This is a genomic window from Pedobacter psychrodurus, assembly GCF_004331735.1.
In the GTDB taxonomy this organism is placed as follows: domain Bacteria; phylum Bacteroidota; class Bacteroidia; order Sphingobacteriales; family Sphingobacteriaceae; genus Pedobacter; species Pedobacter psychrodurus.
Genome location: NZ_SJSO01000001.1, coordinates 288,387 through 311,228, shown reverse-complemented (window position 1 = coordinate 311,228; position 22,842 = coordinate 288,387). Strand labels below are relative to the sequence as shown.

Below are 22,842 nucleotides of genomic sequence, written 5' to 3'. Positions count from 1 at the left end.
TTAATTGCTTAAACGTAACAATTAAATGTTTATTTCGTGTTAAAATTACAGTTAAAAAGCCTAAATAAAAGTATTTGTGGCTATGTTTTGTTAATTTTGAATTTAAATTAATACCATGCAGATTAGCCCGCAACAAGTTTTAGATGCACTTAAAAATGTCGAAGATCCCGATCTTAAAAAAGATCTGGTTACTTTAAACATGATTAAAGATTTACAGATTACAGATAACCAGGTCAATTTTACATTAGAGCTTACTACGCCGGCATGTCCGATGAAGGAAATGCTAAAAAATGCCTGTACAAATGCCATCAAGCATTTTGTATCGCCAACGGCAGAAGTAGTAATCAATGTAACTTCGAGGGTTACCCAACCAAGCAATTCATCATCGTTAGATAACATCAAAAACATCATTTTGGTTTCATCTGGTAAAGGAGGAGTTGGTAAATCTACTGTAGCGAGTAATCTGGCCGTTGTACTGGCTAAAGATGGCGCTAAAGTTGGCCTTATCGATGCTGATATTTATGGGCCATCGGTACCAACCATGTTCGATCTGGTTGATGCAAAACCAGGCGCTGAAGAAACAGCTGATGGCAAAACGAAAATTTTACCAATCGAAAAATACGGGATCAAGTTATTGTCCTTGGGGTTTTTTGCAGATCCGGGACAGCCAGTGCCTTGGCGTGGACCAATGGCTTCGAATGCAGTAAAACAATTGTTTAACGATACCAACTGGGGAGAACTAGACTATCTGATCGTAGATCTTCCACCGGGAACAGGCGATATCCACATCACCATTACCCAGAGTTTCCCAATTTCGGGTGCTGTTGTGGTTACTACGCCTCAGCAAGTTGCCCTGGCCGATACGCATAAAGGTTTGGCCATGTTCAGGATGCCAGGGATTAATATCCCGATTTTAGGTGTTATAGAAAACATGTCGTATTTTACACCAGCAGAATTGCCGGAGAATAAATATTATATATTCGGAAAAGGTGGTGGCACCGAACTTGCAGCACGCTTTGATGTGCCTTTTCTAGGCGAAATTCCGATTATCCAGAGTATTTCGGAGGCTGGAGATAAAGGGAAGCCAGTGGCATTGAACCAAAATCCTTTGCTGGATGTTATATTTGGAGATATCGCAAGTAAAATTGCACAACAAATATCCATCAACAATGCGCAAATGGTGAATTGCTAAAAAATTACTATTTTTATAAATTAAAAAATATATAATGAATTTAACAGAACAAGTAGAACAGGCATTAGAAACTATCAGGCCATACTTAAAGGCTGACGGAGGTGATGTTTCTGTTGAAGAAATTACATCTGAAGGAACAGTAAAGCTTAAACTTTTAGGCAACTGCGGTTCTTGCCCGATGAGTTTCATGACTATGAAATCTGGTATCGAACAGGCAATTATGAAAGCCGTTCCTCAGATCACTTCAGTAGTTGCCGTTAACATGGCCGAGCAAGAATAAGCTTTAACACTATTTAACAAGGAAGTTTTATTAATAAAATTACTTTTGTCTTAATGAGATATTGTGTTGCCCTAATTTGTCTAATTTTTTCTGTAACCGCTTTTGCACAACAAAAACCGGCACAGGATAAACTCATCCAATTTTCTGGGATTATTACCGATATCGATAGCTCAAACGTGATTCCTTACGTTACCATCACCAATCTTTCTGCGAAGAGTAAAAGGGTTGGTGCCGATTATAGAGGGTATTTTACTTTTATTGTTAATCCTGGTGATACCATCTTGTTCACCGCCATTGGTTACAAAAAGTTTTCTACTGTAATTCCTGAAAGTACACCGGATAGCAAGTATACCATTATGGTTAAACTGAAAGCCAATGTGATCGATTTACCATCGGTACGTGTTTTTCCTTGGGCAACAACAGAAGAATTTACCCGCGAGTTTTTATCGATGAAACTAGCGGATGATGATATGGCCATAGCCAAAAAGAACCTTTCGCGTTCATCAATTGATGGTTTAATCCAAACGTTGCCGCGTGACGGACAGGAAATCGGAAGTCAGAATTATCGCTATAATTTCGATAGGATGGTTAACAAAAATATGGTGCAAACCAATCCGCTGCTAAATCCTTTTGCCTGGGGCAAGTTGATGCAGCAGATCTTCGACGGAGACAAGAGTCGGACTAACTAGTCGGGAGTTTTGAGTTCGGAGTCTCTAGCCTTGGGCGGAGAACCGTCTCTTTCTGGAAACGAATTAGTTTCATGGGGCCGTCATCTCGACTGAAGCGAAATGGAGAGATCTATCTATTAGATTTCTCGACTACGTTGCACTCCGCTCGAAATGACGACCGCGGTAATTGCAGGAATAAAAAAAGGGAAAACGTTTCCATTTTCCCTTTAACATCTTACATTAAAACTTTATCTTTTTTTGCTCTTATTCGGAAACTTCATTTTGTAATCTGTTGTGATATTTCCTTTCGAAATCGCATCCAGTTTGCTTTTGAGCATTGTTTTGCGGAGAACACTTACTTTATCGGTAAATAGTTTTCCTTCGATATGATCGTATTCATGTTGAATTACACGTGCAGGCATTCCGTCTACATCATCTGTATGTTCTACCCAATTTTCATCGAAATAAGTAATTTTAATGTTCGGTTTGCGCATAATGTTTTCACGGATATCAGGAATACTTAAGCAGCCTTCATTAAAACTCCAGGCCTCTCCTGTCTCTTCCAAAATTTCTGCATTGATAAATACTTTTTTATAACCTGGTTTGCCATCGTCATCTTCGCCGGTATCTACAATAAATAAACGGATCGGCAAGCCGATTTGAGGAGCAGCTAAGCCCACACCATTTGCATAATACATGGTGTCGAACATGTCGCTGATTAATTGTTTTAATTCTGGATAATCTTTATCGATATCGGTTCCTATCTTTTTTAAAACAGGATCGCCGTAAGCTACTATTGGTAATTTCATTGTTTTATATTTTTTTCAGACCTAAATCTGAGCTTGTTAATCATTGCAAAACGCTGTCATCCTGAAGCCTGTCGAAGACCTATAGTTACGCCCTTCAACAGGCTCAGGATGACAAAGCGAAACATATTGACTTGCAAAAATAAGAATTATTCCTCTATTGGGCAGAAGGTAAAGATATTCAGTTGCTCAATATCTAAAATCTCGTTAGTAACATCTGCCATTTGCTTCGTGGTAACCGCATTTATTTTCTCAAAAATAGTTTCCAAAGAATCGATTTTGTTATGGTCAATCAGGCTTTTGGCCATTGAAATGATTAAACCAATCCTGTTTTCTTCTCCCAAAGCAATCTGTCCGATAAATTTGTTTTTGGCTTTTTGTAGCTGTAGCTCATTTAAAGGATGCTCTCTTAACTTTTTGATCTCCTTAAAGATTAAGGAGAGTGCTTTGGTCTGTTTTTCTTTATCAGTTCCGAAGTAAATGGAAAAAATCCCAGTATCGCTTAATGGAGAAAAATTGGATTCGATAGTATAAGCAATTCCATATTTCTCTCTGATTTGCAGATTTAACACGGAGCTCATTCCATTACCGCCAAAGTAATTGTTTAGCAGCATTAAAGCTACTTTTTGCGATTGATGTGTAGAATAGGCCTGTGTACCCAAAATACAGTGTGCCTGCATAATTGGTTTGTAAATAGTTGTATTGCTTTGTGGAAGCATACCTGGTTTAACCCTTTCTTTGTGTGGGTTATTCTCTGCTACATCTGCAAAATGTTTGCTTCCTTTATTTACAACGCTGTTTAAAGTATAATTCCCTAAAACGGCAACTACAATTTCATTGGTGCGGTAATTGGCCTTTCTGAAATTGATTACATCCTCGCGGGTAAAATGCTGCACGGATTCGGTCGTGCCCAAAATATTGTTGCCTAATGCATGCCCGGCGAAAAGCATATCCTCAAAATCATCATTAATGGCCTCTTCTGGTTGATCGAGGTAAGAAGAAATCTCATCCAGAATTACACTTTTTTCTTTATCCATTTCCTCTTCGGGGAAAGTAGAGTGGAACAGGATATCGTTGAAAAGATCTAAGGTTCTATCTAAATATGGATTTAAAAAAGAAGCGTGCACGCAGGTATATTCTTTTGTAGTATAGGCATTTAAATCTGCCCCAACACTTTCCAAACGATTTAAAATCTGGTTGGTGCTCCGTTTTTCGGTACGCTTAAAAATCAAATGCTCAATAAAGTGTGCTAAACCCGCTTTGTTTTCAGGCTCATCGCGCGATCCTGTGTTGACGATGATGCAAGCGTGAGAGATGGCAGAGGCCGAGGGCACATGCAATAAGCGTATGCCGTTTGGCAAAGTGTGAACATTGTATTCCATTGAGGGGCAAAGATAAGGCTAATTGCTTACAAAGACTCGGTATCTGGGTATTGCAATTGTAAAGCGGAAATCAATTTATCTTTAGTTGGCCTCTTGAGTATCAAAAAAATAAAATTAGCGGCACCAAATATTAAAAAGAATGAATTATGTGTCATAAAAAAACCAACAATATTGAAAAGTGCGCCTCCTTCCAGCAAAGCCGAACTAATGATAAATGCACTTTGGTACATATTGATTTTTATATCAGCAGACGCAGCTTTATCAATTTTTGCGATTAAGTTTCTGTAAAAAAAGATACTGGCCGAGATCGTGATTAATCCCATAATCGGAAATATTGGATTAAAAGGCGAAGTGGTTTTAGGGTTTGCATCAAAAAACATGATTTCGCGGTTAAGAAATATGGTTACCAGGGCAAATAGGAAAACGCCAGTGCATAAAGCAAGATGGATAATTTGAAGTGTTTTTAGTTTGGTGTTCATTGTGGATTTTAGCTTGATTTAAATTTTAAAAAGCATGGTCGTCATTCCCGCGCAGGCGGGAATCTTAAAGCTGGTTGCATTAAGATTCCCAGTCAAGTTGGGAATGACGAACCGAGTAAAAGATTATTTCGTTATTCCCTCCAATGAGAATAAAAATGCCCAGCGTAACGAAACATCTTTTAAATAATCGAAACGGCCAGATGCGCCACCATGACCAAATTCCATGTTGGTTTTAAGTAGTAACACATTTTTATCGGTTTTTGTAGCCCTTAATTTGGCTACCCATTTGGCAGGTTCGAAATACTGTACCTGGCTATCGTGTAAGCCTGTAGTGACTAACATATTTGGGTAAGCTTTTTTCTCTACATTTTCATAGGGAGAATAGCTTTTCATATAATCGTAAGCTGCTTTTTGTTTTGGATTGCCCCATTCATCAAATTCATTGGTGGTTAGTGGAATGCTTTCATCCAGCATGGTATTAATTACATCTACAAAAGGAACATCAGCAATAATACCATTCCATAAATCGGGGGCTATGTTGGCCACAGCGCCCATCAATAAACCGCCTGCGCTACCTCCATGTGCATACAAATGGCCTTTTGAAGTATATTTATGGTCAACAAGATACTCTCCTGCAGAAATAAAATCGGTAAAAGTATTTTTCTTTTTCATCAGCTTTCCATCTTCATACCATTGTCGGCCCATTTCCTGTCCGCCACGGATATTGGCGATGGCGAAAACAAAGCCACGGTTTAACAAGCTTAATCTAGGCGAAGAGAAATTTGCATCTGTACTCGATCCATAAGATCCATACGCATAGAGCAGTAAAGGGGCATTCCCATTTTTTTCGAAGCCTTTTTTGTAAACGAGTGCAATCGGTATTTTTGTGCCATCTTTTGCTGTAGCGAAAACACGCTCTGTTGCATAATCTTTAGGATTGTAGCCACCAACAACTTCCTGCTGTTTCATTAGTTTTTTATCCTTCTTCTCCAGGTCATAATCGTAAACAGAATTTGGCGTAGTTAAAGAAGTATAGGAGTAACGTAGTGTTTTACTGTTGTACTCAGGGTTTGCACCTACACCAGCAGCGTAAACAGGTTCATCAAACTTGATGTAATAATCTCTACCATCCTTCTTCAGTACGTGCAGCTCGGTCAAGCCATTTTTACGTTCTGATAATACCAGGTGATCTTTAAATTCTTCACCATATTCGAGTAAAACATCTTTTCGGTTAGGAATAACCTCTTTCCAGTTTTCTTTTTCCGTTTTATCCAGAGGGCACTCCATTAAACGAAAATTTTTAGCGTTCCAGTTGGTTATGATGTAAAACTTATCATCAACAGTTAAAATATCATATAAAACATCTTTTGAGCGGGGCGAAAATACTTTAAAGGCTGCCTCTGGATGGTCGGCATCAATCATTCTATATTCAGTAGTTAGTGTTCCCTGCGACGCAATGAAAATAAAACGGCCATTCTTCGATTTCATCACACCGATATAGTTGCTGTTGTCTTTTTCATCATAAACTACCGCATCTGTTTTAGCATCGGTACCAAGGGTATGTTTTTTAATTTTTTCGCTTAACAGCGTAACCGGATTTTTTGAGGTATAAAAAAGTGTTTTATTATCATTCGCCCATGCTACCCCGCCTTCAGTATTGGTAATGGCATCCTTTAGGATTTCACCGGTTTCTAAATTTTTAACATTGATGGTGTATTGACGGCGTGAAACCTGATCTACACCAAAGGCCAAAAGTTTATTGTCGGGACTAACACTAAATCCGGTTGCACTATAATAGGCATGGCCTTTTGCCAGCTTATCTACGTCTAAGAGTATTTCCTCGGTGGCTGATAAGCTCCCTTTTTTACGGCAGTACTTAAAATATTGTTGCCCATCTTCGGTTCTGGTATAATAGAAATAACCATTTTTGAAAACAGGAACAGACTCGTCTTTTTCTTTAATCCTAGCTTTCATTTCTTTAAACAGATCAGCCTGAAATTGATCTGTACTTTTCATCATCGTATTCAGGTAAGTATTTTCGGCTTTTAGATAATCCACAACTTTTGTGCTATCAGGGCCTTTTTTAAAATAATCGATCATCCAATAATAGTTATCTACCACGGTATCGCCATGTATAATTCGTTGGTGCGGAATAATTTCTGCTACAGGAGCTTTGGCATCTGGCCACTTAATCGCTTTCATTTCTTTCTTTTGAGGGTTATTGCAAGCCATAATTGCACTCAGTATGATTAGGCTGGGTAAGATACGTTTCATAGCGGTTTGAATTTAGGTTGAATGCAATTTAAATAAATAGTTTATTAGTTCAATGGTCATTGGTTCATTAGTGGCGAGATGGCTAATTGTATAAGCTGTTTAAATCGGTTAATCGACTCAAAGCTCCAAACTCCCAACCCCAAACTAATTACCATTTTAACAAAAATCCATTATGCCTATAGATAATCATCTGAATTAGAAAAATTGATGGTAAATTGCCACATCAAATTGCTTGAAAATAATAATGAAATTAGAGTACAAAAAAATAGTTGTTAAAGTTGGTTCGAATGTAATTACACAAGCGAATGGTTTGCCTGATGAAGCTAGGATTAAACACCTTGTAAATCAACTGGCCGACATTAAAAAGCAGGGCATTGAGGTTATTTTGGTTTCTTCCGGTGCGGTAGCATCAGGCAGAAGTTTGATCAAGGTTTCTGAAAAACAAGATGCCGTAACCACAAGACAACTATTAGCAGCCATTGGTCAGGTAAAGTTGATTAATACTTATGCTAATTTCTTTGCGGCACATGAAATTCAGTGTGCACAGGTTTTGGTTACGAAAGAAGATTTCCGCGATCGAGCACATTATTTAAACATGAAAAACTGCCTGCAGATTCTGCTTCAAAACGAGGTAATCCCTGTCGTAAATGAAAATGATGTGGTTTCGGTTACTGAACTGATGTTTACTGATAACGACGAGCTGGCGGGCTTAATTGCTTCGATGTTAAATGCTGATGCCTTGATTATCCTATCGAATGTAAATGGCATTTATAATGGTGATCCAAAAATGGAAGGATCGGCTGTTATTGAAGAAATTAATGGTTCGGTTGCTAACCTGGCGTCCTTTATCCAAACTGGTAAATCGCAATTTGGCCGAGGCGGAATGATTACCAAATCGACTATGGCGCAAAAAGTTGCTAAATTGGGGATAACGGTCCATATTGCCAACGGAACCCAAGATAATGTGCTTACTTCTTTGTTAAACAAAGAACTGGTACATACGCGCTTTGTGCCCGAAAAAAGCAAATCGGGCAAGAAAAAATGGATTGCCCATTCTGAAACCGCTGCAACAGGCATTGTAAAGTTGAATGATGGTGCAAAAACGGTATTAACCTCTGGCAAGGCAACCAGTTTGTTGCCAGTTGGGATAATCGAAATCCAAACAGACTTTTTAAAAGGCGACATTATTAAAATTGTAGACGAAAAAAATAACCTAATTGGCCTTGGAATCGCTGAATACGGATCAGACAAAGCGAGGGAAAGAGTCGGACAAAAGAAACAAAAAGCACTGGTGCATTACGATTATTTTTACTCGGCTATTTAGTAGAATCATTCGTCATCTTGAACTCGTTTCAGGATCTTAATTAATAGATGCTGAAATGAATTCAGCATGACGGATCTTAATAAAAAAATGGATTACAAACAATACTTCGAAAAAGCCAGGCAGGCTAGTCGTACCATGATTAGCTTAAGTAAGGAAACAACAGATGCCGTTTTAACAGATCTGTCTGCTGCGTTAGTAGCCGATACTGAATTAATTCTTGCTGAAAATGTAAAAGATTTAGCAAAAATGCCCATCGAAGATCCTAAATACGACAGGTTAAAATTAAGCGCAGCACGTATTGCCGATATTGCAAATGATCTTAAAAATGTTGCAGGCTTAAACATCCCGTTGGGTAAAATCCTTTCTGATAGAATAATGGATAACCAGCTACATATCCAAAAGGTTAGTGTGCCATTAGGTGTGGTTGGCGTAATTTATGAAGCCCGGCCAAATGTTACTGCCGATGTATTCTCACTTTGTTTTAAAACTGGAAACGTTGCTGTGCTCAAAGGAGGCAGTGATGCTGAGTTTTCAAATTTGGCTATCGCCAAAGTAATTCATGCTGTACTAGATACCTATAAAATCAACCGTGATGTTTTAACGCTATTGCCGGCAGAAAGAGCCGCAACCGAAGCTTTATTAAATGCAAGAGGTTTTGTTGATGTGCTGATCCCGAGGGGAAGTCAATCCTTAATTAATTACGTACGCGAAAACAGTAAAATCCCGGTTATTGAAACGGGTGCCGGAATTGTACACACTTATTTTGATGAATCTGGAGATTTAGAGAAAGGAAAAGCGATTATTTTTAACGCCAAAACCAGGAGAGTGAGCGTTTGTAATTCTCTGGATTGTGTATTGGTTAATCAAAAAAGGCTTAGCGATCTTCCAGCGCTTCTATCTCCTTTGGCAGAAGGAAATGTTGAGTTATATGCTGATGAAAAGAGTTATGAAGTATTAAAGGCTTTTTACCCAGCCCAACTTTTAAACCAAGCTGCACCGGAGCATTTTGGAACGGAGTTTTTATCGTTAAAATTAGCCGTTAAAGTAGTAGCTGATTTAGCTGAAGCATTGAACCACATTGCCGATTACAGTTCTAAACATAGCGAAGCCATTATTTCTGAAGATGCTACTAATATTGCCCAATTTTTAAATGAAGTAGATGCCGCTGCGGTTTATGCCAATGCTTCTACCGGATTTACTGATGGTGCACAGTTTGGTCTGGGTGCCGAAATTGGTATCAGCACACAAAAACTTCATGCCCGCGGACCAATGGGCTTGGAAGAGTTAACCAGTTATAAGTGGGTGGTTAGAGGTGATGGGCAAGTGAGGGGCTGATAGATTTATTGTCATTCTGAATGCAATGAAGAATCTCTTTTTGGTTGATGTTAATAGATCATGGTTTATTAGCCGCAATGGCCATCAACTACGAGCCAAAAGACCATAGACTGTCAAGAAAAATCATCATCACTAATGAACAATTGAACTATAACTCAAACACCTCTCCCCTGTCAGGTACGGCAACATTAAAACCATCTTCTTGTAAAGCTAAAGAAAGACTTTGCAGACTTTTATCTTCACCATGCACCAAGAAAACTTTTTTGGGTTGACCGGTTTGTTTAATTGTTTTTATCAAGTCATTATGATCGCCGTGACCACTGAGCAGGTCGGTTTGGTGTATTGTTGCGTAAACCATCATTTCGCGGTCCTTAATCCGCACAATTGGTGCGCCGCTTAACAATTTATAGCCGAGTGTTCCTTTTGCACAGTAACCGATAAAAAGAATGGTACAGTAATAATTCTGAATATTGTAGTATAAATGATCTTGAATCCGCCCTCCTTCTAGCATTCCAGCAGATGAAATGATAATACAAGGATCGAAATAATTAGAAACATCTTTACTTTCTTTCATGGTTTGAACGTAAGCCAGATGCTCAAATTCAAATTCATCGCCCATGGTTTGGTAAAAATCTTTCGCTTCCTGATTAACCAGGTTATGGTGTTTGCGGTAAACCTCGGTAGCTTGGATGGCCATAGGGCTATCTACAAAAATCTGAATGGGTGGCAACAGTTTTTTGGTGAAAATCTGGTTTAAGGCAAATACCAACGATTGTGTGCGGCCAATACTAAACGCTGGAATAATCAATCGACCCGGACTTTTAATACAGGCTTCGGTAATTTCCTGAACTAATCTTTCCTCTAAGGTCTGATTTTTGGTGTGCATTCTGCCGCCATAAGTTGCTTCGCTTACCAGGTAGTCAACCTCTGGCAACGGATCAGGATTAACCAAAACGGGGTAGTTCTCTCTGCCGATATCGCCTGTAAAAGCAATTTTCTTCTCTATACCATTATCGTTTATGGTTAAAATAGCTGCGGCGGCGCCAAGTAAATGACCCACGGGTACAAAGCTTAGGCTGATATCGCCATTAATCTTAAAAGGTTTGTTAAAGGCAATGGTTACAAAACGATCGATCGTATCCATCACATGTTTGTGCAGGTACAAAGGTTTTGGACCGCTAAAGTTACCGCGTTTGGTGCGAGGTTTCCGGCTAGCTTTTCTTAAAAAAAGTTCTACAGAATCGAATAATAGTATCGATGTAAGGTCGGCTGTTGGTGGTGTACAGAGTACTTGGCCATCAAAACCCAATCGAACCAGTGTAGGTAAATTACCAGAGTGATCAATATGGGCGTGAGTTAAAATAACCAGGTTTATGCTTGCCGGATCGAAAGGGAATTGCTGGTTTTCTTCCTGGTAGGTTTCCTTCTCATAATCTAATCCACAATCTATCAGTATTTTATAATGTCCAACTTCTAGCAGGTGCATACTCCCTGTTACCTGTTGTGCTGCGCCCCAAAACGTTAACTTCATCTTCTTATCTATCGCGTAAGTTCTTTAGCCGTAAAGTAATATAATTGAAGGGATTTTTAAACAATCAAGCGTAATTTTTTAATTATTGTTTAACCACAGCGTTCACCTAGAAAGCTCACAGAGCAACACAGAATTAATGGCAATTCTTTTATCATGTAAATTCAGAACTCATCTCTCCTGAATTTGGGCTTATTTATAGTTCATTTTCTTCCCTAAATTTGAGTCCCCTCGATATTTCACTTTTTGCCTCTTCCGAAAAATCTTCTAAATCAGCTGTTGTAATGATTTTATCTACAAGCATAGCAATTACAGTATCTAAAAACCATGAATTCCTAAGCCCGTCATATCTTCTGGCGATGTGTTTGTCGAAATCCGTTACAGCGGTAAAAATTTTATAATAATCATCTCTATTATCTTCAGGCTGTTGTTTTTTCCATTGGTTTAAAATTTCGGAGAATACCTCCATTTCTTTTTTTAGTTCCCGTTGTAAAGCTACCTCGAATAACTTTCTGGCAACTTTATTGTCTGCTTTAGAAAAACTCATGTTCATGTTAAAATTATAATTAAAGATAAGAATGTCTTATATATTCAGCCCGACTTAAGCTCAACAAAAAGATTTTTTATCTTTGCAAGAAATATTAGCCATGCAAGAACCTTTCGACATTGAAATCGGACCAATTAATTATTCAGTTTTCCCTGAAGGAAATGATTCTTATACTATTTTTAAAGATGGAAGAGAATATATCCAAATTCAGAAAGACACCTCATCTATCTGGTTAAAAATGGATTATAAAACTGAACTTCCGATTTTTGAAGAAGACGAGGAAGTGAATGCAATTGGACAGGCCATTGAAAAATATGTTCCTGAAGAGGATGATGAGGAAGAAGAATTATAGCTTTCCTGCAATATTTATACAGGTTGATATTCTCAACCTGTATAAAAAATAATTAAATCAGTTTCAGCAACTCTTCGGCTACTTTTTCCGATGAGGCCGGATTTTGTCCGGTTATCAATAAGCCGTCAACCACAGCATAAGGATTCCAATCAGCGATTTTGCTGTAATGCCCGCCGTTTTTTACCAACATATCCTCAACAAGGAAAGGCACTACTTTTGTTAATTGTACGGCCTCTTCTTCAGTATTGGTAAATCCGGTTACATTTTTGTCTTTCACCAGGTATTCGCCATTCACTTTTACATCTTTAAGCACCCCTGGCGCATGACAAACGAAAGCAACTGGCTTATTGGCGGTATAAAATTCGGTTATGAGTTGTTGTGAGGTTGTGCTTTCTGCTAAATCCCAAAGTGGTCCATGGCCACCAGGATAAAAAACCGCATCGTAATCACTCATTTTTACATCTTCCAATTTAATGGTGTTTTTTAATTTATCCAATAGAACAGCATCCTTATCCATTCTCCGCGTGGTATCGGTTTGAAATATGGGATCTTCGCTTTTAGGGTCAATGGGTGGTTGACCACCTTTTGACGATGCCAATGTAATTTCTATGCCCTTATCGCTTAAGGCATAATAGGGAGCAGCTAGCTCTTCTGACCAAAAACCTGTTTTTAAACCTGTATTTCCCAATTCGTCGTGGCTTGTAAGCACGAATAAAACTTTCTTGTTCATATCTTTTTATGTATTTATAAAACAAAATTATGGTGCTATTTTTCAATGACAAAGGATTAGAGTCACATATTTGGTGTGCGCTAAATCACACTTTTGCGGTAAGCCTGCTTAACGTTTCCCTTGAAATGCCTAAGTATGCTGCAATAATAGTTTTAGAAACCCTTTGTGTAAGTTGTGGATATTGTTGCGATAATTGCTCAAAGCGTTCTCTAGGACTTGTGCTAAGCAGGGATAAAATCCGTTGTTGTAAGGCTATATAACCAAAACTATTTTTCACTCTGAAAAAATGCTCCATTTTATGGTGTTCAGCGCATACTTTGTCTAAGTTCTCTTTGGTAATGGCCAATAATTCTACATCTTCTAAACAGCTGATGTTAGTAATTGAGTTTACATTGCTGTAAAAAGCCCTGAAATCAGAGATCCACCAGTTTTCCATGGCAAACTGTATAATGTATTCCTTGCCGTTGGCATCGGTGAAAGTGGCTTTTAAAAGCCCTTTAATTACGAAATAGATATTTTTTACAGGTTCATTTTCCTGGATCAAATATTGGTGTTTTTTGAGCTTTTTAAGCCTGAAATGGGCAATTATAGGTTCAAATTCTTGATCGGTAAGCGGGATGATTTCTTCGAGGTGTGCTTTTAATTCAAAACTCATGCTATAAATTTAGCTAATCTGAATTATTAGGTATAAAATAAAAGCGCCAATTGGCGCTTTTATTTTTATTAAGAATTATCGGGTACAATTTGCTGTCCAGGTACCTTTAGAATTAGTTACCAAGATTTTTAATGTACTTGCGTTAACGCTTATACCAGTTAATCCGTCGCCAATACTTGTGTAAGTATCACCCGAACCCTGGAATTTTACGCCTGTAATATCAGGGATACCGGTGCCAAAAATAAAGTTATAGGTATCGCCGGTTTTAACTACCCTTACCTTGCCATCATCATCGCTAATGTCTTTTGAGCCATCGTTATAAGTAATGGTTCCAGAATAAGTACCAACAAAGAAATCCCGATCGGCAGGATCGGTATCTTTTTTACATGATACCATTACGGTTAATGCTATTAAAAGCATGCTGAAAATTTGAATTGTCTTTTTCATCTCTTTCACTTTTTTATTTTAAATAGGTAATAAATGTAACATGGCTATGACAATGACTATGCCAAACGAATCCTTGATACCTAAAAAATGGGGAGATAACAAAATAAAAACAGCAAAAGAATGTGCGTTTAAAATACTGTTTAATAGGGTTTTATGGATGTGGTTGGTCGTTTTTTTCACTCCTTCTGCCCATACAGATTTTTTACAGCTGCTAGCGCTCAAAAACAAATAAAACTGTTCAGTTTAGAAGAACTTGAGAGTTTATTGAAATTGATATAGACCGATATTTGAAGAAAAAAGAAATTTTTTACCACTCAAAGTAATCAAAAAGCGATATATTTCACGTTATTCTTTGGTATAATTTGAAGGGCCGTTAATGTTTACTGTTTTTCCTAAAAAGTGTGGTTTTCTACCAATTAAAATATCAATTGTGGATTTTACAACTGCAAAATATTCTCTAAAAGAAGCATATTTGTAACCCTGATACGTTCCTTGATCGGCAGCAAAGCCGTATGATTTAACGCCCAATTTATTCCCGATATTGATACACCGGTTTAAATGATATTTTTGTGAAACCAGAATGGCGGTATCAACTTTAAAGATATATTTAGATCTATACAAGGTAGAGTAGCTATCAAAGCCAGCATAATCAAGATAGATCTTATTGGTATCAACACCATGTTCATAACAATAAAGTTTCATTACAGTTAATTCATCGTGTGCATCACTACCGTTATCTCCTGACAGCAAAATTTTATCAATTTTATTGTTTTTATAAAGTTCGATACCAGCATCGAGCCTATCTTTTAAGTATTTGCTAGGTTTATTATTGTTAATGCCTGCTCCGAAAATAATGGCCACTTTAGTTCCTGGTGTGTCTTTTTCTTTTGAAAAAATTACCGGATCAGTTTGAGATTTTACCAATAAATTTATGCCCAATACTACAATGATGCCCAATAAGGAGGCATAAATTAACAATTTTATGATTTTTTTAGTCTTCATGGATTAAACGGTAGTAATTATTTATCTCTTAAAGATAGTTAAAGGCAAAACGGATTATTACATGTATTTAAAAATTGATTTTCTGCAAATCGTTTTACCCTGCCCAGCCATCTCTATCCAAACTCCTATAATTAATCGATTCTGCTAAATGCTCGAGCTCTACATTTTCACTTCCGGCTAAATCGGCAATGGTTCGGGCCACCTTTAAAATCCTATCATAAGCACGGGCAGATAATCCTAACTTTTCCATAGCTGTTTTGAGGAGGATGGTCCCTGCCTCACTAACCTGGCATACTTTACGCACCATTTTCGGACTCATTTGGGCGTTGCAATGCAATTCTTCTTTATCAGCAAAACGTTTATCCTGAATTTCCCGGGCTTTAATTACGCGTTCCCTAATGAGATTGCTCCTTTCTGTTTCTGCTGTGGAGGCTAATTCTGTAAAATTAACCGGGGTTACTTCTACATGGAGATCAATCCGATCTAACAGCGGTCCAGATATTTTACTTAGGTATTTCTGCACCACTCCAGGAGCGCAAACACAATCTTTCTCCGGGTGGTTATAAAAACCACATGGGCAGGGATTCATCGAGGCCACCAACATAAAGCTTGCAGGATATTCTACCGAAAACCTTGCTCTTGCAATGGCCACTTTACGATCTTCTAAAGGTTGGCGCATTACCTCTAAAACAGTGCGCTTAAACTCAGGTAGTTCATCTAAAAAAAGTACCCCATTATGGGCCAGCGATATTTCTCCAGGCTGGGGATTCATTCCCCCGCCCACTAATGCAACATCGCTAATGGTATGATGTGGGGAGCGATAAGGACGGATCGTCATTAAAGCATCGGCTGCAGAGAGTTTTCCAGCAACAGAATGGATTTTTGTGGTTTCTAAAGCTTCGTATAAATTTAAGGGCGGTAAAATGGTTGGCAGGCGCTTGGCTAGCATGGTTTTGCCTGCCCCTGGCGGACCGATTAAAATAACATTGTGACCACCTGCGGCAGCAATTTCCAATGCTCTTTTAATATTTTCTTGGCCTTTAACATCGGCAAAATCGTGTTCGTAATTATTGATGTTTTTTAAAAATTCTTCTTTGGTGTTTATTTTAACCTGTTCCAGCGTTTCACTCTTATTAAAGAAAGCAATTACCTGAGCAAGGTTTTCTACACCATAGGCAACTAAATCGTTTACAATGGCTGCTTCGCGAACGTTTTGCTTGGGTAAAATAAATCCTTTAAAACTTTCCTGTTGTGCCTGTATCGCAATTGGTAAAGCTCCTTTTATCGGCTGTATACTTCCATCTAAAGAAAGTTCGCCCATGATGAAATAATCTTCCAATTCGTCGGCAGGAATTTGCCCTGATGCAGCTAAAATGCCAATTGCAATAGGTAGATCGTAAGATGAGCCTTCTTTTTTGATATCTGCAGGGGCTAAATTGACTACGATTTTCTGCTTGGGCATGCGAAAACCTGAAACGTTAATGGCACTAGCCACCCTTTGCAAACTTTCTTTTACAGCATTATCGGGCAGGCCTACCATATAGTATTTGGTACCCGCGCTAATATTCACTTCGATTGTTATGGTTAGTGCATTTACTCCATAAACAGCACTCCCGTATGTTTTTACAAGCATTAATTTTAATTAAAATAAATTGGGATGTAAAATATTCGGGATGAATATTGATTCTAATATACAGATTGTTTAAATAAAGATCAAGTTTTAGTATCTATTAGCGAGTTAGATTCACCAACCACTGTTAATAAACCTGATTGTACGAATGCCGATTCCTTCTATCGGCAGCAGGGAAAGCAGGACTGCACTCCCCTATAGGACACCGATACTCATTTCCAAAACCTATATAAAACAAAAATCCCGACCATTGCTGATCGGGATTTGTATTCTCTTAAAAGATGCTGAAACAAGTTCAGCATGACGCTGTAGGTTGCGATCGGGATTTATATTTTCACAAGGAAATAAGACCTTACGCCCTAAACCTTTCTACTATCTGCCAAATGGCATTTTAGGCATACCTTTCATCATTGCTGCTGCGGCTGCCGGGTTCGAAAACTGCTTCATCATTTTGCGCATATCTTCAAACTGTTTAATCAGCTTGGTTACTTCTTCTACTTTACTGCCCGAACCTTTTGCAATACGTAAACGGCGGCTTTGTTGGATGCTATCTGGGTTTTCTTTCTCAAATGGGGTCATCGAATTGATAATTGCTTCGATTGATTTGAAAGCATCGTCCTGGATATCTACATTCTTCATCATTTTACCCACACCTGGTATCATGCCCATCAGATCTTTCATGTTACCCATTTTCTTGATCTGCTGAATCTGGTTGTAGAAATCGTTGAAATCGAATTTATTCTTGCGGATTTTTTTCTGAAGTTCTGCTGCCTCTTTCTCGTCGAACTGCATTTGTGCACGTTCAACAAGCGAAACCACATCACCCATACCCAAAATACGCGATGCCATACGGTCTGGATAGAAAACATCAAGTGCTTCCATTTTCTCGCCGGTACCGATAAATTTAATTGGCTTGTTTACTACCGATTTAATGGAAAGAGCCGCACCACCACGGGTATCGCCATCTAATTTGGTTAAAACAACGCCTGTAAAATCCAACCTGTCGTTAAATATTTTGGCTGTATTTACTGCATCCTGACCAGTCATCGAATCTACAACGAATAAAATCTCGTGGGGTTGAGTTTTAGCCTTAACTTCCGATATTTCGTTCATTAAAGATTCGTCGATCGCTAAACGACCAGCGGTATCGATAATGATTACGTTATTTCCATTTTGTTTACCGTGTTCAATACCTTCCAAAGCAATGCCAACAGGATCGTTTGATGCACGGTTAGCATACACTGAAACACCAACCGAGGTTCCTAAAACCTCCAATTGATCTACAGCCGCCGGGCGGTACATATCGCCGGCAACCAATAAAGGTTTTTTACCCTTGCTTTTTAAATGTAAAGCCAGTTTACCTGCGAAAGTAGTTTTACCCGCACCGTTTAAGCCTGCAATTAAAATAATGGTAGGGTTTGTTTTAGTATCTAACTCTGTAACTTCGCCACCCATTAAGGCCGCAAGTTCATCGTTCATTATTTTGGTAAGCAATTGACCTGGAGAAACGGCGGTAAGCACGTTTTGCCCCAAAGCTTTTTGCCTCACATCATCGGTAAATGCTTTTGCTGTTTTATAGTTAACATCGGCATCTAATAATGCTTTACGGATCTCTTTCATGGTTTCTGCCACGTTAATTTCCGTAATGCTGCCTTGTCCTTTTAATACTTTAAATGCTCTGTCTAGCTTGTCCTGTAAATTATCAAACATCTTTTTTTAAGCTAAAGGCTTCATGCCGAAGGGCAAAAAGCTACTTGTTTTTAATAAAAGGCAAATGTATCAAATTTTGCTTGTAAATCTTTGCAACTCAAAGTCAAAACTTTAGGAAGATGAGTATTAAATTTTCTTTTGGTGCAACATTTTGTTTTAGGCATGGTCTTATACCTAACTAACCTAAACGAATGAAACGCTGCATCCTCCTTTTTTTTATATTTATTTGTGCTTTTTCTCAAGCTCAGGATATTTCGAAACAGCGGCAACTGGAAGCAAAAAGAACGTTGTTAAGCCCTAAAATAGATGGTGTTTTAGATGATGAGTGTTGGAATAATGTTCCAATTGCTACTGATTTTATTCAGATCAGGCCAAATCCGGGAAAGATAGAAACTCAAAATCGGCGCACAGAAATGAAGGTGCTTTACAATGATGTTGCGATTTATGTTTATGCCCGGATGTACGATCACCCTGACAGTGTTTCACACGAGTTGGTTTCGAGGGATAATATTGGCAACGCCGATTTCATTTCAATTATTGTCGATCCCTTTTATGATAAGATGAACGGAAACGGCTTTTTCGTTACTGCTGCCGGTGTTCAGTTTGATGCCAAATACTCGCAGGTGGGTGACGAAGATGCAAACTGGAACGCGGTGTGGGAAAGTGCTGTTAAAATTGATGATAAAGGCTGGACCTGCGAAATGAAAATCCCTTATTCGGCCCTGCGTTTCTCTGGTAAGGATGTTCAGAACTGGGGTTTAAACTTTAGCCGCAGGATACAGCGGAGCAACACACAGACCTTTTGGAATTTTGTAGATCCTAAAGTAAACGGCTTTATCAATCAGGAAGGATTGTGGATGGGAATAAAAGATGTTAAACCTCCGTTAAGACTATCCTTTTCACCATATATTTCGGCCTATGTAAATCAATATCCGGTTAATTTGCCCGGGGTAAAAAATACAAGCTCGCGGTTTAACGGAGGGATGGATGTTAAATATGGAATCAATAACAGTTTTACGCTCGATATGACCTTAGTGCCCGATTTTGGGCAGGTACAATCTGATAACCGGATATTAAACCTCACTCCTTTTGAAGTGAAGTTTAATGAAAACCGGCAGTTTTTTACAGAAGGAACAGAACTATTTAACAAAGGCGACATATTTTATTCCAAACGGATCGGCTCTATACCATCTTATTATAATTACAGTGAGGTAAGCAGTGGAGATAAAATTGTAAAAGATCAAACTGAGGCCAAGGTATTAAATGCCACAAAAATTTCTGGGCGAACAGCCAAAGGCCTGGGTATTGGTATTTTTAACGCCATTACCAATAGCATGGAAACCGAGGTAGAAGATGCTCAAGGTAACCTTCGTATGGTAGAAACGCAACCACTTACCAATTATAATATTTTGGTTTTCGATCAGTCGTTAAAAAACAACAGTTCGGCTACATTTATCAACACAAACGTGCTTAGGCAAGGTTCAGCTTACGATGCCAATGTAAGTGCCTTGCTTTTCAATTTAAACAATAAAGGCAATAAATATTTCGTAAATGGCGGTGGCAAAATGAGCTATTTACGGGGCGAAGAATCAAGTACGGGTTATAGTTATACGCTGCGGTTTGGAAAACAGAGCGGCAATTTTACATGGAGTTACAATCAGGTATACGCTGATGATAAATTTGATCCATCAGATATGGGTTTCTTTACCAATAACAACTTTTTAGATCAGCGGATAGGCATCGGTTACAACGTATACAAGCCAAGTAAATGGTATAATCAATTTGAAAGTTGGCTTAATATAACCTATTCTCGCAGGGCGATACCAAGTGCTTATCAAAAAATCGGTACTAATGCAGGGTATTGGGTTCAATTTAAAAATCAATGGTCGGCAGAATTAGACTTAAGCTGGGATAGAAAAAGTAACGATTTTTATGAGGCACGAAACGGACAGCTATACCGTGCACCTGAAAACTACGGCATTAGTCTGTATATAAATCCCAACCGCGCGAAAGCCTATAATTTTGGTGGAAATGTTCGCTATTTTGAACAGCAACTTTTCGGCGGCAAACAGTATAACTTTTACTTTTTCCAGAACTTGAGGTTAAATGATAAAATTGCATTTGGTTTAGATTTGAATTTTAACCCAAATTATAATTATGTAAACTGGGTAACCGCACATGGTGATCAAGCTATTTTCTCTAAATACGACCGCAGAACGGTAGAAAACTCATTTGATGCTAAATATACTTTTACCAACCTAATGGGCCTAACAGTGGTATTGAGGCATTATTGGAGTGATAGAAGAAATAAAGAATTTTACCTGCTTAAACCTGATGGTCATTTAACAGAATATCAAGGGGCGCCGTTAACCGGAATGGATAGGAACTATAATGTGTTTAATATTGACTTAATTTATACCTGGCAATTTGCGCCGGGTAGTACCCTTTCTGTTTCGTATAAGGATGCAGCCGAAACTTATGATACCTTTTACACACAGCGTTACAACAAAAATCTAAGCGGGATTTTAAATGCCCCGCAGAATAACAGCCTTTCGGTGAAGGTATTGTACTATGTTGATTATCTAGATTTAAAGAAGAAAAGGAAGAAAGCTTAAAACCGTAGGCTGTTGGGAGCGTTTTAAGACTAAAGACTAAAGAAATAGGACTCTCAACTCCAAACTAAACTACCTTGCTTTCCCAGGGCTGATGCCGAATTTTTTACTAAAAGCACTGCTGAAATGCTGTACCGAAGAATAGCCCAATTCGTCGGAAATATTCTTGATATTTTTGCTGCTATCGGCTAGGAGTTCTTTGGCCCGCATCAATTTATAATCGCTTAAATAGCCAAAAACGGTGTTTTTGAAAACTTCTTTAAAGCCATGCTTCAGTTTAAACTCGTTTATGCCTGCAACCTTTGCCAATTCGGTTAGACATGGGGGATGGATGGCATTGGCTAACAAATATTCGCGGGCATAATAAATGCGGTCTTTATCGTAAGCCGATTTAATGGTAAGGGTGTCGGTTTTTTTTGCTGCAAGTTCAAAAGCCTGGGCTTGCAATGCCAAAAGTTCGAGGCATTTAGATTGCAGGAACAAGAGCTTTAATCCACCGGTAAACTGGCAGTTCATAATATCATTTATACAACTGTGCATCGCTAAACTGATGGGCAGGTTTTCTGATGAAAGCTCTACCGAACGGTTGTTCATGATTTTTTCGGCAAATTTTTTTAACAAAGTGCTGCTCTCACTGGTTAAATCAATAAAGCGGGCCCTTTCAAAATTTACTTCGAAAAATTTATGCGGACCATTTGTAGGGAATTCTGCCATCCCATCAAAATCAGGGCTGTAGATAATGTTATGCTGGTTTGCTTTAATATCGAGGCGCTTATTGGTTAAGTAATTTTCCATTATTCCACCGCCTGTAAGCGAAAAGTGTAATTCTACCAATTCAGGCTCGTCGAAAGTTTTAATGCGCAAACGGTTCTGCTTCATGAGCATATCGCCATAAACAATATAAATTCCGGAAAAAGATATCTGCACGATTTCTGCATCGCCAAAGGGAAAGCTGTATTTGTCTCTTCTTTCGGTTACCAGCGCCTGATTAAATTCGGTATTGTCGAACTTGTTTCCAACAATATAGTATTTATCGTCACCATCGTAAATGTTTAAGGCCATAAAATCCTTTTGATATAAACTTTAATCCCTTTGATATAAAAAGATAATGTTGTTTGACAATTACTTTTGGTCAAAGTTACTAAACAAAAGAATACGATGCCAAAATTACCATCATGGCTGGCCGATACAATGGAAAAAGTGATCAGCAAAATATATCAGGTAGAAGTTGTAGAAACTAAAATGTTAAGCAACAACTTAAAGTGTGTTACCTTTAATGGCGATTTTTTAGATGCCAAATTTATTCCAGGAATGGAAGTGCTGTTTAGGGTTAATGCCAACGAGTACCGACATTATACCTTATCTGCCTTTGATAAAATGCAAGGAACCTGCGAAGTTATCTTTTATTTAAACAGACAAGGGCCTGGGCACAGCCTAGCAGTGAATATTCAAAAAGGAGATTCCTTAAAACTTATTCTAGACCGTGCGCGGATTAAATACAAGGAAGAATCTAACCAGCATTTCTTTTTTGGTGATGAAACCAGCCTGGGTTTGTATGAATCGCTTGGGAAAAAAGTGATAGATGAAGATGTAGAATATTTTGGCATTTTAGAGCTACAGGAAGAAAACCTTTGCGCTATTGAACAACTAAATTTGTTGATCGATGTAGTGCCTTCTGATAGGAATACTCCGGCTAAAAACGCCATCAACTGGATGGAAAATATGCACCCAATGTGCTGGGAAATGTGGCAAAATGCTACTTTTTATCTCACTGGAAGAGCAAAGTCTATACAGTATTTTAAAAGATACCTCAAGCAAAGGGGAGTAAGCTTTAGGCAGATTATTACGATGCCATATTGGGAAATTGGTAAAGTTGGTGGCGCGTAAAC

21 protein-coding genes are annotated in these 22,842 nt (G+C 38.3%); 8 read left to right on the top strand and 13 right to left on the bottom strand.

The genetic code is table 11. From position 1 onward, the window contains the following. Positions 1-115: 115 nt before the first annotated feature. The 3 genes from EZ456_RS01300 to EZ456_RS01290 are packed head-to-tail and all read left to right on the top strand — an operon-like array spanning position 116 to position 2,161. Positions 116-1,192 carry an Mrp/NBP35 family ATP-binding protein gene (locus EZ456_RS01300; protein ID WP_108197003.1) on the top strand — a complete coding sequence of 359 codons (1,077 nt, stop codon included), beginning with the start codon at positions 116-118 and terminating at the stop codon, positions 1,190-1,192. Between the two features lie 34 nt (positions 1,193-1,226). Further along, positions 1,227-1,472 (top strand): NifU family protein, encoded by a 246-nt coding sequence (locus tag EZ456_RS01295; protein WP_025141622.1) that lies wholly within the window; start codon positions 1,227-1,229, stop codon positions 1,470-1,472. A 53-nt stretch (positions 1,473-1,525) separates the two neighbouring features. Continuing rightward, positions 1,526-2,161 (top strand): peptidase associated/transthyretin-like domain-containing protein, encoded by a 636-nt coding sequence (locus EZ456_RS01290; protein WP_057930958.1) that lies wholly within the window; start codon positions 1,526-1,528, stop codon positions 2,159-2,161. Between the two features lie 227 nt (positions 2,162-2,388). On the opposite strand, the gene def is transcribed toward EZ456_RS01290, so the two are convergent. The 4 genes from def to EZ456_RS01270 form a co-directional block, all read right to left on the bottom strand. Then, entirely contained in the window at positions 2,389-2,949 is a 561-nt protein-coding gene (gene def / locus EZ456_RS01285; protein ID WP_131526608.1) for a peptide deformylase, read from the bottom strand. 146 nt (positions 2,950-3,095) lie between these two features. Further along, positions 3,096-4,328, bottom strand: coding sequence for a M16 family metallopeptidase (locus EZ456_RS01280; RefSeq protein ID WP_131526606.1), 1,233 nt, complete (start codon positions 4,326-4,328; stop codon positions 3,096-3,098). Between the two features lie 26 nt (positions 4,329-4,354). After that, positions 4,355-4,807, bottom strand: a complete 453-nt coding sequence (locus tag EZ456_RS01275) for a hypothetical protein (RefSeq protein WP_131526604.1) — start codon at positions 4,805-4,807, stop codon at positions 4,355-4,357. A 123-nt stretch (positions 4,808-4,930) separates the two neighbouring features. Further along, positions 4,931-7,081, bottom strand: a complete 2,151-nt coding sequence (locus tag EZ456_RS01270; protein WP_131526602.1) for a S9 family peptidase — start codon at positions 7,079-7,081, stop codon at positions 4,931-4,933. Positions 7,082-7,325: 244 nt separating this feature from the next. Between EZ456_RS01270 and proB the strand changes: the two genes are divergently transcribed. Both proB and EZ456_RS01260 read left to right on the top strand, forming a co-directional pair. Continuing rightward, positions 7,326-8,405, top strand: coding sequence for a glutamate 5-kinase (gene proB / locus EZ456_RS01265; RefSeq protein ID WP_131526600.1), 1,080 nt, complete (start codon positions 7,326-7,328; stop codon positions 8,403-8,405). An 87-nt stretch (positions 8,406-8,492) separates the two neighbouring features. Continuing rightward, positions 8,493-9,740: a glutamate-5-semialdehyde dehydrogenase gene (locus EZ456_RS01260; RefSeq protein ID WP_131526598.1), complete on the top strand. Its 1,248-nt coding sequence runs from the start codon at positions 8,493-8,495 to the stop codon at positions 9,738-9,740. Positions 9,741-9,888: 148 nt separating this feature from the next. Here the strand turns inward: EZ456_RS01260 and EZ456_RS01255 are convergent, their stop codons facing one another. Both EZ456_RS01255 and EZ456_RS01250 read right to left on the bottom strand, forming a co-directional pair. Continuing rightward, a complete protein-coding gene (locus EZ456_RS01255; protein ID WP_131526592.1) occupies positions 9,889-11,271 on the bottom strand; it encodes an MBL fold metallo-hydrolase RNA specificity domain-containing protein in 1,383 nt (460 codons plus the stop codon). A gap of 193 nt (positions 11,272-11,464) precedes the next feature. Continuing rightward, positions 11,465-11,815: a hypothetical protein gene (locus EZ456_RS01250; protein WP_131526590.1), complete on the bottom strand. Its 351-nt coding sequence runs from the start codon at positions 11,813-11,815 to the stop codon at positions 11,465-11,467. An 82-nt stretch (positions 11,816-11,897) separates the two neighbouring features. On the opposite strand from EZ456_RS01250, the gene EZ456_RS01245 reads away from it, so the two are divergent. Beyond that, positions 11,898-12,167, top strand: a complete 270-nt coding sequence (locus EZ456_RS01245) for a hypothetical protein (protein ID WP_394343135.1) — start codon at positions 11,898-11,900, stop codon at positions 12,165-12,167. A gap of 52 nt (positions 12,168-12,219) precedes the next feature. Here EZ456_RS01245 and EZ456_RS01240 read toward each other — a convergent pair whose 3' ends face one another. From EZ456_RS01240 to ffh, 6 genes are all read right to left on the bottom strand, one after another. Further along, positions 12,220-12,897, bottom strand: a complete 678-nt coding sequence (locus tag EZ456_RS01240) for a type 1 glutamine amidotransferase domain-containing protein (RefSeq protein ID WP_131526588.1) — start codon at positions 12,895-12,897, stop codon at positions 12,220-12,222. Positions 12,898-12,982: 85 nt separating this feature from the next. Next, positions 12,983-13,552 carry a Crp/Fnr family transcriptional regulator gene (locus tag EZ456_RS01235; protein WP_131526586.1) on the bottom strand — a complete coding sequence of 190 codons (570 nt, stop codon included), beginning with the start codon at positions 13,550-13,552 and terminating at the stop codon, positions 12,983-12,985. Positions 13,553-13,627: 75 nt separating this feature from the next. Beyond that, positions 13,628-13,999, bottom strand: coding sequence for a hypothetical protein (locus EZ456_RS01230; RefSeq protein ID WP_131526584.1), 372 nt, complete (start codon positions 13,997-13,999; stop codon positions 13,628-13,630). Positions 14,000-14,344: 345 nt separating this feature from the next. After that, on the bottom strand, positions 14,345-15,001 hold the full coding sequence (locus tag EZ456_RS01225; RefSeq protein WP_131526582.1) for a SanA/YdcF family protein: 657 nt from the start codon (positions 14,999-15,001) through the stop codon (positions 14,345-14,347). A 94-nt stretch (positions 15,002-15,095) separates the two neighbouring features. After that, a complete protein-coding gene (locus tag EZ456_RS01220; protein WP_131526580.1) occupies positions 15,096-16,634 on the bottom strand; it encodes a YifB family Mg chelatase-like AAA ATPase in 1,539 nt (512 codons plus the stop codon). A gap of 369 nt (positions 16,635-17,003) precedes the next feature. Next, positions 17,004-18,341, bottom strand: coding sequence for a signal recognition particle protein (gene ffh, locus EZ456_RS01215; protein WP_131526578.1), 1,338 nt, complete (start codon positions 18,339-18,341; stop codon positions 17,004-17,006). 191 nt (positions 18,342-18,532) lie between these two features. Between ffh and EZ456_RS01210 the strand changes: the two genes are divergently transcribed. Further along, positions 18,533-20,956, top strand: a complete 2,424-nt coding sequence (locus tag EZ456_RS01210; protein WP_131526576.1) for a DUF5916 domain-containing protein — start codon at positions 18,533-18,535, stop codon at positions 20,954-20,956. Between the two features lie 69 nt (positions 20,957-21,025). Here the strand turns inward: EZ456_RS01210 and EZ456_RS01205 are convergent, their stop codons facing one another. Continuing rightward, positions 21,026-22,015 carry a helix-turn-helix transcriptional regulator gene (locus EZ456_RS01205; RefSeq protein ID WP_131526574.1) on the bottom strand — a complete coding sequence of 330 codons (990 nt, stop codon included), beginning with the start codon at positions 22,013-22,015 and terminating at the stop codon, positions 21,026-21,028. A 96-nt stretch (positions 22,016-22,111) separates the two neighbouring features. Here EZ456_RS01205 and EZ456_RS01200 point away from each other — a divergent pair, with 96 nt between their 5' ends. Continuing rightward, positions 22,112-22,840 carry an SIP domain-containing protein gene (locus EZ456_RS01200; protein WP_131526572.1) on the top strand — a complete coding sequence of 243 codons (729 nt, stop codon included), beginning with the start codon at positions 22,112-22,114 and terminating at the stop codon, positions 22,838-22,840. Positions 22,841-22,842 lie beyond the last annotated feature (2 nt).